Below are 12,494 nucleotides of genomic sequence, written 5' to 3'. Positions count from 1 at the left end.
CGCGCGTGTCGGCCGGCAGGCACGGGGCGGGGTTGCCACGGGCCTCCCGGCCGGGGTCTGAACGTGACGGATGCGGCACGCCCATCGATCCCCCGCCGCTCCCCCGCCGAGGTTCCACAACACGCCGCGGGCGCTCCGCCGGGGTTCCACAGACCGACGCACAGTGCGCCGAGATGCCGAGATTTCGGAACCTCGGCGAACGACGCGACGACGCGACGACGCGACGGCGCGACCGGCGCGCGCGTCAGGACGAAGCGGCTCGGATGCGGTCGAGCGCGAGGCGCAGGTCGTCGGGGTACTCCGCCTGGAACGACACCCACTCGCCGGTGCGCGGGTGGTCGAACCCGAGCCGGACGGCGTCGAGCCACTGGCGGGTCAGCCCGAGCTCCTGCGCCAGGACCGGGTCGGCGCCGTACATCGTGTCGCCGACCAGCGGGTGGCGGGTCGCGGCCATGTGCACGCGGATCTGATGCGTGCGCCCGGTCTCGAGGTGCACCTCGAGCAGGGTCGCCGACCGGAACGCCTCGAGGGTCTCGTAGTGGGTGACGCTCGGCTTGCCGTCGGCGGTGACCGCGAACTTCCAGTCGCTCGACGGGTGCCTGCCGATGGGGGCGTCGACGGTGCCGGAGGTCGGGTCGGGATGCCCCTGCGCGAGCGCGTGGTAGACCTTCTCGACCGTGCGCTCCTTGAAGGCGCGCTTGAGGTGGGTGTACGCGAGCTCGGTCTTCGCGACGACCATGAGCCCCGACGTGCCGACGTCGAGGCGGTGCACGATGCCCGCGCGCTCAGCGGCGCCCGAGGTCGCGATGGTGAACCCCGCTGCGGCGAGGCCCCCGGGCACGGTCGGACCGTCCCAACCGGGCGAGGGGTGCGCAGCGACGCCGACGGGCTTGTCGACCACCACGATGTCCTCGTCGTCGTGCACGATCGTCATCCCGGGCACGGCCGCCGGCACGATGCGCGGCGGCTCCTTCGGGGACCACTCGACCTCGAGCCACGAGTCGGCGTGCAGGCGGTCGGACTTGTCGACGGGGACGCCGTCGACCCGGACTCCACCGGCGGCGACCACGTCGGCCGCGAACGACCGGCTGAACCCGAGGAGCTTCGCGATGGCGGCGTCGACACGTTCGCCGGCGAGCCCGTCGGGGACGGGAAGGGAACGCGACTCGCTCACGTGGCGTCGTGCCCCAGCGCGTCGCGCCGGTCGTGCTGTGCCGGACGGGAGGCCCGCTCCGGCTCCGGCAGGTCTGCTGCGGGCGCTGCAGCGTCGGTCGCGGGCGCTGCTGCGTCGGTTGCGGGCACCGAGAACGCGGCCCCGCCGTCGAGCGGCTCCGTCGTGTCCGCCTGCGCAGCGCGCTTGGCGGAGACCGTGCGGGACCCGTCGAGGTTCACCCCGAGGATCACCAGCAGCACGAAGACCACCATGCTGATGCAGATGAACGAGTCGGCGACGTTGTAGATCGCCGGCATCATCCACGGCGTCGAGATGAAGTCGACCACGTGGCCGCGGCCGAAGCCGGGCTCACGGAAGAGTCGGTCGATCAGGTTGCCGAGCGCGCCGCCCAGCAGCATGCCGAGCACGACGGCCCACCACATCGACCGGATCCGGCGCGAGTAGATGATGATCGCGACGACGACCGCCGCCGAGATGATCGAGAACACCCACGTCATGTTCACCGCGAAGGAGAACGCCGCCCCGGGGTTCCGGACGTACAGGAACTGGAGCGCCCCGCCCAGGACCGGGACGGGGGTGCCGTACGGCAGGTTCGCGACGACCAGCGCCTTCGCGACCTGGTCGAACGCCACCACCACGACAGCGGCGAAGGCCAGTGCCGCGATCGCGCGGACACTGACCTTCGCTCGTGATGCTGGTCGCGACAACGTCAGTTGCCGAAGCCCTGCGCCGATGCCGGCGCCGGGGTGAGACCGGACTGCTCGTTCGAGGAGTCGAGCTCGGAGAGCTGCCCCTGGATGTAGCTCTTGAGCTGGGCGCGGTAGTCGCGCTCGAACGTCCGGAGCTCGTCGATCTTGCCCTCGAGCTGGCGCTGCTCCTGCTCGAGCACCTGGACACGCTGACGGTTCGTGTTCTCGGTGTCGGCGATGATCTGGCGCTGCTTGGCCTCGGCCTCGGACACGAGACGCGCTGCCTGGGCGGTGCCCTCGGCGATGAGCGCGTCACGCTTCTCGACACCTTCGCGGACGTGCTCCTCGTGGAGACGACGCGCGAGCGTCAGGAGGTTCGTGGTGCCCTCGGTGTCCTCGTCCGCCGGGACCGTGGTCGCCGGGGCGGCCGCTGCGACCGGAGCGGGCTCCGGAGCCACCTCGACCGGGGCCGGCACGGGCTCCGGTTCGGGCTCTGCCGCGGGAGCGGGCTGCTCGGTCTGCGCCGACTGCGGGGCCGACTCGGCCGCCTGCAGGCGCTGGCGGAGCTCGTCGTTCTCCGCGGTCAGGCGACGCAGCTCGACCACGACCTCGTCGAGGAAGTCGTCGACCTCGTCCTGGTCGTAGCCCTCGCGGAACTTCGTCGGCTGGAACCGCTTGTTGACTACGTCTTCCGGCGTCAAAGCCATTGCCGTCACCTCAATAGAACTGCTGAACGTGTGGAACCACTTGCGTCGCGACCGAACTTACCAGTCGCCACGTGTGGTGCGGATGCCGCGCCGGAGGCGAGCATCGATCCCGACCACCGTACACCGACGACGGGGAGGAACGACGACCGCTGCATCGGCGCGGCGCGTGTTGCGGACCTGGATCGGCCCACGAGCGGGCCCGGATCGAGCCAGGAACGGACCTGGATCGACCCTGGATCGTGTCAGACCGCGACGGCGATGCCGTTGACGACGACCCGGGCGATGATCACGACGAGCATGACGATCGTCCAGCCGAAGTCGAGTGCCACCGGCCCCATGCGGAGCGGCGGCAGGACCCGCCGAACCGCGCGGATCGGCGGATCGGTGATCGTGTAGACGAACTCGGAGACCACGAGCAGTCCCCCGCGCGGCCGCCAGGACCGGTTGAAGTTCTGCACGAGGTCGAGCGCGAACCGCCCCCACATGACGAAGAAGTACAGCAGGAGGGCGAGGGAGATGATCCCTAGGATCACGGACACGATGGGGCTCGCTCGTCTCGGGCGAGTGCCGTCATGCGACGACGCTCACGGGCGGGTGGCCGGGGGACGGCTCAGGACTGGGCGAAGAAGTTCGCCTCGATGTCGGACTCTACCTCAGCCGGCTCACCGCTCACTGCGACGTGTGCGGGCGACAGCAGGAAGACCTTGTTCGTGACGCGCTCGATCTTGCCGTACAGGCCGAGCGACAGGCCGGAGGCGAAGTCGATCATGCGCCGGGCGTCGTTCTCGGTCATCTGCGAGAGGTTGATGATGACGGGGATCCCGTCGCGGAAGCTCTCGGCGATGGACTGGGCGTCCTTGTACTCGCGCGGGTGGACGGTGAGGATCTCGTTCATTTCCTGGACCGGGGTCGCCTTCTGTGCGGTCGTGTGCGAGCGGCGGAGCGGAGTGACCTGGGCGCCGCGCTGGTGGGTGTGCGTCTTCGCGGGAGCGGCGGCCGGGGCCGCTGCCGGAGCTGCGGCGGCCGCGGGAGCGTCCGCCGGGGCGGGGGCATCCTGCGGTGCTGCGGCCGGAGTGGCGGGAGCCTGATGGCGCGCGGGCGCGGCCTGCTGCGGCTGCTCGTCCTCGTAGTCGAGTTCCTCGTCGGCGAGGCCGAGGTAGACCATCGTCTTCTTCAGCGGGTTGGCCATGGTTCCTCCGGAGGTTGGTGCACGTGGATGCCCTGCAACGAGGCTAGGGTGCCGCCGGCCGATTTCCCGTGATTGCGGTGCCGATCCGCAGGTGTGTCGCGCCCTCGAGCACGGCGTCGGCGTAGTCGCCGCTCATGCCGGCCGAGATGTCGGTGGCGCCGGGCTCGAGCGCAACGACCCGGTCCGAGATCGCCCGCAGCCGAGCGAACGCCGCACGGGGCTCCTCGTCCAGCGGCGCGACGGCCATGACCCCGCGCAACCGGATGGTGCCGGTCTCGAGCACGCGTGCGGCCATCGCCTCGACGTCGTCCGGTTGCACGCCGCCGCGACCGGGATCGTCGGTCAGGTTGACCTGCACGAACCCGTCGATGACCGGCGGATCCGGCTCGGCCTCGGTCGGCGCGAAGGCGTCCACGACCGACGTGCGGTCGAGGGACTGCACGACGTGCGCGTAACGACGGACCTGCCGGGCCTTCTTCGACTGCAGCTGCCCGATGAAGTGCCAGGTCAGGTCGAGGTCGGCGAGATCGGCAGCCTTGGCCTGTGCCTCTTGGTGGCGGTTCTCGCCCACGTCGGTGACGCCGAGTGAGGCCAGCGCACGGACGAGGGACGCCGGGTGGTACTTCGTGACGACGATCAGCGTGAGGTCGTCGGCCGAACGCCCTGCGGCGCGCGCCGCGTCGGCGATGCCACTCCGGACGGACGCGAGACGCGCCTCCAGTCCGTCGCCGTGGGACGAGGACTGGAGGCGCGTGTCTGCTACCAAGGAGGGGTTACTTCAGGAAGTCGGGGACGTCGAGCTCGTCGTCGTCGTCGAACGCCGGGTCGGCGGCGCGCTGCACCGGCGGCTGGTGTTCCTGCGACGCCCAGGAGGGGCTCGACGTGCTGGAGTCCTCGATCGCACCGGTCGACGCGGCGACGGGGGCCGTCGCGCTCGACTCGGGGTCGACGTAGCTCGAGCGACGCTCCTTCTGCTGCTGCGCCGGCTCGCCGCCGTCGAAGCCAGCGGCGATGACGGTCACGCGGACCTCGTCGCCGAGGGTGTCGTCGATGACCGCACCGAAGATGATGTTCGCCTCGGGGTGCACGGCTTCCTGCACCAGACGCGCGGCGTCGTTGATCTCGAAGATGCCGAGGTTCGAGCCACCCTGGATCGACAGCAGCACACCGTGCGCTCCGTCGATCGAGGCCTCGAGCAGCGGGGACGCGACGGCGAGCTCGGCGGCCTTGATGGCGCGGTCGGCACCGCGCGACGAGCCGATGCCCATGAGCGCGGAACCCGCACCCTGCATGACGGACTTGACGTCGGCGAAGTCGAGGTTGATGAGCCCCGGGGTGGTGATGAGGTCGGTGATGCCCTGCACGCCAGCGAGGAGCACCTGGTCGGCCGTGGCGAAGGCCTCGACCATCGAGATGCCGCGGTCGCTGATCTCGAGCAGGCGGTCGTTCGGGACGACGATGAGCGTGTCGACCTCGTCCTTGAGCCCGGCGACACCGTTCTCGGCCTGGGACTGGCGACGCTTGCCCTCGAAGCTGAACGGCTTCGTGACGACGCCGATGGTGAGGGCGCCGATCGACTTGGCGATGCGGGCGACGACGGGCGCACCACCCGTGCCGGTCCCGCCGCCTTCACCGGCGGTCACGAAGACCATGTCGGCACCCGCGAGGGCCTCTTCGATCTCCTCGGCGTGGTCCTCGGCGGCGCGACGGCCGACCTCGGGGTCCGCGCCGGCGCCGAGGCCGCGGGTGATCTCGCGGCCGACGTCGAGCTTGACGTCGGCGTCGCTGAGCAGGAGCGCCTGCGCGTCGGTGTTGATCGCGATGAACTCGACCCCACGGAGGCCGAGTTCGATCATCCGGTTGACGGCGTTGACGCCGCCGCCGCCGACACCGACGACCTTGATGACGGCGAGGTAGTTGTGGTTCGTGGTCACGTCAGTCAGGCCTCCGGTTGAACCCTCAACCTCTACTTGAAGTTCAGGGGCAATGCTGGTAGATGTGGTGCTGTCTTCGACGCTACGGGTGGGTTCCGCGCACTGTCGCCCCGCCACGCCGCGTGTCGCCGATCAGGTCGGCAATTCAGTCCTTCGCGCGGATCACGCCGTTGTCCGGCGCCGACACGTCGTACTCGACGACGACACCCGGGTTCCGCGCCGCGTGGTCCTTCACCAGCGCGGCGAGCAGCGCAGCCTTCGCCTCGGAGTCGTCCGGGCTCCCCCACACCACCGTCGACGTGTCGCGCAACGTCAGGGTCACGTCGTCGGCGGTGGAACCGGCGACCCGCGTGACCTGCGAGCGGACGGTCGACGGCAGCGCCAGCACGACCTCGGTCATGGTGCGGAAGCTCGAGGACCCGAGGCGCGCACGGGCGATGTCGGCGAGTGGCATGGTGTCCGGACGCTTCGGCGCCGACTGGACGACGATGCCGGCCGGGTCGACGAGGTCGAACGAGCTGCCGGACTGCACGGCGACGACGGGCGTGCGCTCGGTCACCGTCACCACGAGGGTGTGCGGCGGCGCCTCTTCGGTCACGTAGCTCTCGATGAGCGGGAAGCCCGCGATGTCCTGCTTGATCTCGTCGAAGTCGAGGCGCGCGAGCGGCGTGCCGATCTGGTCGGACAGGGCCTGTCGCAACGCGGTCTCGTCGACGCGGTCGGTGCCCTTGATCTCGATCGTCTGCAGCGCCATGAGCGGCGAGAACACGGCCACCAGGATCGAGACGCCGAGCACGAGCACGATGCCGGCCGCGGTGATCCCGGCGGCGCGACGGTGGCGGCTGCGCCGGGTGAACCGCCGCACCTCGGCCCGCTCGAGCAGGCGACGGCGACGCTTCGCGATGCGCGCCTCGCGCGCCGTCTCGGCAGCGCGGACGCCGGCACCGATGGGTGCGTCGTCGTGCTGGACCGGCCGGGAGGCACTCCCCGCGTCGAGCACGTCGGTCACGGTCGCGTCGTGGTCGCCTGCACTGCCCGCCGCACCCCCGGACGGTCGTCGCGCCCCGTCTCCTCGGGGCGCGTTGCCCGCGTCGGGGCGCGAGTCGCGGTGGTCCTCGTCCGGTGTGTACTCGCGCAGGCGGCCGGCGACGGCCCCGAAGCCGGCGCCGACGCGGCGGCCGGCCGCGCCCGCGAGGGTGCCGACGCGGTCGCGCGTCGAGTCGGCGGCATCGGTGGTCGGATCCGCGCCCGCGGACGGTCGTCGCGCCCCGACGCTCGGGGGCGCACCGACCGCTGGGGGGCGCGTTCCGGAGAGACCGGTGGCCGGGGCCTCGTCGACCACAGCCGACTCGTCGGGCGTGGGACGGGCCTCCCGGTCGTCGGGTGTGCGCCCGCGGAACGGGAGCCGCGGCATCGAGGGGCCACGACGCTGCCGGGGCGCGCCGGCGCCCTCGACCGGGGTGTCCCTGCGGGCGTCCCCCTCGTCGAACCCCTCGGGTCGCCTCACCGGCCCAACGCTCCCAGCACCTGCGGGATGATCCGGTACACGTCACCGCAGCTGAGCGTCATGATGATGTCGCCGTCGCGGGCGACCGCGGCGGCACGGGCGGCGGCCTCGTCCCAGTCCGGCAGGAACTCCACGCGGGACTGGTCGGCGAAGCGCTCCTGCACCAGGGCACCGGTGACCCCGGGCTCCGGGTCCTCGCGCGCGCCGTAGACGTCGAGGACGACCGTGTGGTCGGCGAGCTCCTCGTAGACCCGCGCGAAGTCACCGGCCATCAGACGGGTGCGCGAGTACAGGTGGGGCTGGTGGATGGCGATGATGCGGCCGTCGCCGACGACGTTGCGGGCGGCCTTGAGCGCCGCGGCGACCTCGGTCGGGTGGTGCGCGTAGTCGTCGTAGACCGACACCCCGCGCTCGACACCGTGCAGTTCGAAGCGGCGCTGGGTGCCGCCGAAGGCCTCGAGTCCGCGGATCGCGTCGGCGGCGCTCACGCCCAGACCGGTCAGGACCGCGAAGGCACCGACGGCGTTGATCGCGTTGTGCCGACCCGGCACGCGGAGGGTCAGGTGGTGTGCCTCGCCACCGGCGCGGAACGCGACCTCGACGCCCGCGGACTCGATGATCCGCTCGATGCGCACGTCGGCGTCGACGGCCTCGCCGAAGGTCACCACCTCGGGAGCGTCGGCACGCGCGCGGATGCCCGCCGTGACGGTCTTCGCGCCGGCGTCGTCGCTCGAGATGACGACGCGCTCGCTCGCCTTCGCGGCGAACTCGACGAACGCCTCGGTGAAGGCCTCCTCGCTGCCGTAGTGGTCGAGGTGGTCGGCGTCGACGTTCGTGATCAGGGCCACGGCGACGTCGTAGAGCAGGAACGAGCCGTCGGACTCGTCGGCCTCGACCACGAACAGGTCGCTCGAGCCGGGCGCCGAGCTCGTGCCGAGCGACTGGATGACGCCGCCGTTGACGAAGCTCGGGTCGAGGCCGAGCTCGACCATCGCGGTGACGATCATGCCGGTCGAGGTGGTCTTGCCGTGCGCGCCGGCGACCGCGACGAGGCGGTGCTCGGCGATGAGGGCGGCAAGGGCCTGGGACCGGTGCAGCACCGGCAGGCCGCGGCGCTGCGCCTCGAGCAGTTCGGGGTTGTCCGGCCAGAGCGCGCTCGTGACGACGATCGTGTCCGCGTCACCGACGTTCGCGGCGTCGTGGCCGATGTGCACCGCGGCGCCGAGGTCGCGCATGATGCCCGTCGTCTCGGTCTCGCGGGAGTCGCTGCCCGTCACGCGGTGGCCGGCGGCGAGGAACATCCGGGCGATGCCGCTCATGCCGGCGCCGCCGATGCCGACGAAGTGCACGGTGCCGAGGTCGTCCGGGATCGGCTGCGTCAGGTCCGGCTTGATGGTCATGGTTCCTCCGTGGTGCTGGCGGCGCCGTTGCCTCGTGCGGTTCCTCGTGCGGCACCTCGTTCGGTGCCTCGTGCTGCGTCCAGGACGAGGTCGGTCATCCGGTCCGCGCCGTCGCGGTGTCCGACGCTGCCTGCCCGGACCGTCATGTCCGCGATGCGGGCCCGGTCCTGCAGGATCGTCAGGAGCTGGAACGTCACCCAGTCGGGGTCGAATTCCCCGTCCGCCACGAGCACTGCTCCCCCGGCGTCGACGACGTCCTTCGCGTTGTGCCGCTGCTCGCCGTTGCCGACAGGGTACGGCACGAGCACGCTCGGCAGCCCGACCGCGGTGAGCTCGCAGACCATGCCGGCGCCGGAGCGCGACACGACGAAGTCGCTCGCCGCGTACGCCAGGTCCATCCGGTCGCAGTAGGCGAGCACGTGGTAGCCGTCGAGGTCGCTCGGGCCGATGTCCGACGCCGCCCCGACCACGTGCAGGACCTGCCAGCCGGCGCCCACGATGGTCGCCGCCGACTTGTTGATCGTGCGGTTGATGCTGCGCGCGCCCGAGGAGCCCCCCGTGACGAGGAGCACCGGGCGAGCCGGGTCGAGCCCGAACTCGGCGAGGGCCTCAGCGCGGCTGGCACGGCGGTCGAGCGACTCGATCTCGCGCCGGAGCGGCATGCCGACGACCCGGCCGTGCCGCAGTCGGGTGTTCGAGAAGGTCAGGCCGACGTGCTCGGTGAGGAACGCGGCGAGGCGGTTCGCCAACCCCGGCTTCGCGTTCTGCTCGTGCACGACGATCGGGGTGCCGGTGCGACGAGCTGCGATGTACGCCGGCGCCGCCGCGTAGCCGCCGACGCCGAGGACGACCTCGACCTCGTGCTCGCGGATGATCTGCTCGGTGCGCTTGACCGCCGCGGCGAAGCGCTGCGGGAAGCGCAGGGCCGCGCCGTTCAGCTTCCGGGGGAACGGCAGGCGCGGGATCGTCAGGAGCTCGTAGCCGCGCATCGGCACCAGGCGGGACTCCAGGCCCTCGGCGGTGCCCAGGACGAGCACCTCGGCGTCCGGCTCGCGCTCGGTCAGCCGGTCGGCGACCGCGAGCAGGGGGTTGACGTGTCCGGCGGTGCCCCCGCCGGCGAAGAGGTACTTGCTCACCGGAGTCGTCCGTTCGTGGTGGTGCTGTCGAGGGGCGCGTTCGTGGTGCGCGGGTCGTTCTTGCCGGGCAGGTCGCGGGCGAACGACAGCACGACGCCGATCGCCACCAGGGTCATGATGAGCGCGGACCCGCCGGCCGAGATCAGGGGTAGTGGGACGCCGAGGACCGGCAGCAGGCCGAGCACCACGGCGATGTTCACGAGCGCCTGGCCGATGATCCACGCCAGGATGCCGCCCGTGACCGTCTTCACGAAGGGGTCGCGGGACTGCCGGATGATCTTGATCATGCCGACGGCGAGCACGACGAACAGCGCGAGGACGACCACGGCGCCGATCAGGCCGAGCTCTTCGCCGATGATCGCGAAGATGTAGTCGTTGTCCGCCTCGGGCAGCCACGACCACTTCGCCTTCGAGTTGCCGAGTCCGACGCCGAACACGCCACCGGACGCCAGCGCCCACATGCCGTGCACGGGCTGCCAGCACAGGTCGGCGTACTGGTTCGAGTCGGTGCAGCCGGACAGCCACGCGCTGATGCGCACCTGACGGGAGGACGAGGCCATCGTGACGAACGGCAGCATGACCGCCATCGCCGCCAGGCCGACGAGCAGGTGGCGGGCGCGGGCCCCGCCGACGTAGAGCGCACCGAGGATCAGGATGAGCATGATCATCGCGGTGCCTTGGTCGCCACCGAGGATCACGAGTCCGAGCGACAGGAGCGAGGCGATCCCGATCGGGATGAACACCTCTTTCCAGTCGTCGAGCTTGTCGCGCTTGACGTACATGATCGCGCCGATGCCGAGCACCAGCCCGAGCTTCACGACCTCGGATGGCTGCGCGGTGAACGAGCCGATGCCGATCCAGTTCCGGTTGCCCTGGACGTCGATGCCGAGCGGTGTGTACACGAGCAGCTGTAGGACGAGGGCGGCACCGAGCAACCGCATCGCCCACTTCCGCCACAGGCGCGTCGGGACACGACTCGCGATGAGCATGAGCGGGACGCCGAGGACCGCGTACAGACCCTGGCGGGACGCTGCACCGAAGAAGTCGTGCGTCGCGGCGTACTGCTCGACGCTCGACGACGACAGGACCATCACGACGCCGAAGACGACCAGGAAGAGCGTGACGCCGAGGATCGTGTAGAAGGTGCTGGACTCGGCGACGAAGACGTTCTTGACGGCGACGAGTGCGCCGTTCGTGCGACGCGGGTTGCCCGTCGCCGGCGTGCTACGACTGTTCGGAAGATCCGTCGTCGCCATCGGCGTTGCCTCCCAGGTGCTCGTGGACCGCCGCCGCGAAACGACGCCCCCGGTCGGCGTAGGAGCCGAACTGGTCGAACGACGCAGCCGCCGGGGCGAGGAGGACCGTGTCGCCCGGCCTCGCGACCGATGCGGCATGCCGGACCGCCTCGGGCATGACCTGATCAGTTTCCGTCGTCTCCACCTGGAGCACCGGCACCCCGGACGCGTGTCGCGCGAATGCCTCCAGGACGGGGGTCCGGTCGGTGCCGATCACGACGACGGCACGGACCTCCGGGCCGAAGCGTGCGACGAGCCCGTCGACGTCGACGCCCTTGAACAGACCGCCGACGATCCACACCACGGTGTCGAACGACGCGAGCGAGGCGGTGGCGGCGTGCGGGTTCGTGGCCTTCGAGTCGTCGACCCACGCGATGCCGGCCGACTCCGCCACGAGCTCCGTGCGGTGGTGGTCGGCGCGGAAGGCCCGGACGGCGGAGCGGATCGCACTCGGCTGGACGGTGCCGGCTCGAGCGAGGGCCGCGGCAGCCAGGACGTTCATCGTCATGTGCGGGCTGGCGAGCCCGGCGACCTCGAGGTCGGCGAGAGTCGACAGCTCGAGCGCGCTGTTCCGACGGTCCTCGTTGAAGGCGCGGTCACACAGGACGTCCTCGACGATGCCGACGTCCCCGGGCGCGGGCACCCCCGGCGTGAAGCCGACGGCACGGCAGCCCTCGACGACGTCGGCGTCCTGCACCATGTCGCGCGTGACGTCGTCGGCGGTGTTGTAGACGCACGCCATCACGGTGCGCTCGTAGACCTTGGCCTTCGCGGCGCGGTACGCCGCGGCGGAGCCGTGCCACTCGAGGTGGTCGTCGGCGATGTTCAGGCAGGCGCTCGCGAGCGGCACGACCGCGCCGTCACCCGAGGTCGCCATGTAGTGCAGCTGGTGGCTGGAGAGCTCGACGACGAGCACGTCGTAGCCGTCCGGGTCGCGGACGACGTCGAGCACCGGCACGCCGATGTTGCCGCAGGCCACGGCACGCAGGCCGCCGGCCTCGTACATCGCGGTGGTGAGCTGCGTCGTGGTGGTCTTGCCGTTCGTGCCCGTGATCGTGATCCACGGCGCCGCGACCGGACCGCGCACGACCTTGTCGCGCACGCGCCAGGCGAGCTCGATGTCGCCCCAGACGGTGCTGTTCCGGGCGGACCACTCGACGGTCGCGTTGTGCGGCGGCAGGCCGGGCGACACGATGACGACGTCCGGTGCCTGCTCCTGCAGCGCGGCCGGCACGGTGTCGAGCGGCGTCTGCACGAAGCGCGCGCCGATGACGTCGAGCAGCTCGACGCTGTCCGACGGCGCGTCGGACGAGTAGACCGTCACCGCACTGCCGAGCTCCACCAGGGTGTCGGCGACCGAGAACCCGGTCGCGCCGAGCCCGAGGACGGCGACGTTCAGGCCCTTCCACCCCTCGGAGTACCAGCTGTCGAGGGACTGGAGGCGGGAGGACGAGGACACCGGG

12 protein-coding genes are annotated in these 12,494 nt (G+C 71.2%); all 12 read right to left on the bottom strand.

Translation table 11 applies throughout. The features are described from left to right. Positions 1-244: 244 nt before the first annotated feature. The 12 genes from EDF42_RS13060 to murD all read right to left on the bottom strand — a co-directional run bounded on the left by EDF42_RS13060 (position 245) and on the right by murD (position 12,490). Entirely contained in the window at positions 245-1,174 is a 930-nt protein-coding gene (locus tag EDF42_RS13060; RefSeq protein ID WP_123672602.1) for an RluA family pseudouridine synthase, read from the bottom strand. After that, positions 1,171-1,881: a signal peptidase II gene (gene lspA / locus EDF42_RS13055; protein ID WP_260235479.1), complete on the bottom strand. Its 711-nt coding sequence runs from the start codon at positions 1,879-1,881 to the stop codon at positions 1,171-1,173. The genes EDF42_RS13060 and lspA overlap by 4 nt, the downstream gene beginning before the upstream one ends. A 2-nt stretch (positions 1,882-1,883) precedes the next feature. Continuing rightward, on the bottom strand, positions 1,884-2,570 hold the full coding sequence (locus tag EDF42_RS13050; RefSeq protein WP_185003110.1) for a DivIVA domain-containing protein: 687 nt from the start codon (positions 2,568-2,570) through the stop codon (positions 1,884-1,886). A 242-nt stretch (positions 2,571-2,812) separates the two neighbouring features. Next, positions 2,813-3,109, bottom strand: a complete 297-nt coding sequence (locus EDF42_RS13045) for a YggT family protein (protein WP_111085780.1) — start codon at positions 3,107-3,109, stop codon at positions 2,813-2,815. 71 nt (positions 3,110-3,180) lie between these two features. After that, positions 3,181-3,759 (bottom strand): cell division protein SepF, encoded by a 579-nt coding sequence (locus tag EDF42_RS13040; protein ID WP_123340373.1) that lies wholly within the window; start codon positions 3,757-3,759, stop codon positions 3,181-3,183. Between the two features lie 43 nt (positions 3,760-3,802). After that, entirely contained in the window at positions 3,803-4,525 is a 723-nt protein-coding gene (locus EDF42_RS13035; protein ID WP_123672601.1) for a YggS family pyridoxal phosphate-dependent enzyme, read from the bottom strand. 7 nt (positions 4,526-4,532) lie between these two features. Further along, positions 4,533-5,693 (bottom strand): cell division protein FtsZ, encoded by a 1,161-nt coding sequence (ftsZ, locus tag EDF42_RS13030; RefSeq protein ID WP_111085783.1) that lies wholly within the window; start codon positions 5,691-5,693, stop codon positions 4,533-4,535. Between the two features lie 145 nt (positions 5,694-5,838). Further along, entirely contained in the window at positions 5,839-7,200 is a 1,362-nt protein-coding gene (locus EDF42_RS13025; RefSeq protein ID WP_123672600.1) for an FtsQ-type POTRA domain-containing protein, read from the bottom strand. After that, positions 7,197-8,600 (bottom strand): UDP-N-acetylmuramate--L-alanine ligase, encoded by a 1,404-nt coding sequence (gene murC, locus EDF42_RS13020; protein ID WP_123672599.1) that lies wholly within the window; start codon positions 8,598-8,600, stop codon positions 7,197-7,199. Before murC ends, EDF42_RS13025 begins: the two co-directional genes overlap by 4 nt. Then, entirely contained in the window at positions 8,597-9,736 is a 1,140-nt protein-coding gene (gene murG, locus EDF42_RS13015; RefSeq protein WP_243650002.1) for an undecaprenyldiphospho-muramoylpentapeptide beta-N-acetylglucosaminyltransferase, read from the bottom strand. The genes murC and murG overlap by 4 nt, the downstream gene beginning before the upstream one ends. Beyond that, complete coding sequence (gene ftsW, locus EDF42_RS13010; RefSeq protein ID WP_123340369.1) at positions 9,733-10,992, bottom strand: putative lipid II flippase FtsW; 1,260 nt, start codon at positions 10,990-10,992, stop codon at positions 9,733-9,735. Before ftsW ends, murG begins: the two co-directional genes overlap by 4 nt. After that, positions 10,961-12,490 (bottom strand): UDP-N-acetylmuramoyl-L-alanine--D-glutamate ligase, encoded by a 1,530-nt coding sequence (murD, locus tag EDF42_RS13005; RefSeq protein WP_123340368.1) that lies wholly within the window; start codon positions 12,488-12,490, stop codon positions 10,961-10,963. Before murD ends, ftsW begins: the two co-directional genes overlap by 32 nt. Positions 12,491-12,494 lie beyond the last annotated feature (4 nt).

This window comes from Curtobacterium sp. PhB172 (genome assembly GCF_003752545.1).
GTDB lineage: Bacteria > Actinomycetota > Actinomycetes > Actinomycetales > Microbacteriaceae > Curtobacterium.
Note: the sequence above shows the minus strand (reverse complement) of the source record. Positions and strands in the feature narration are given on the sequence as shown.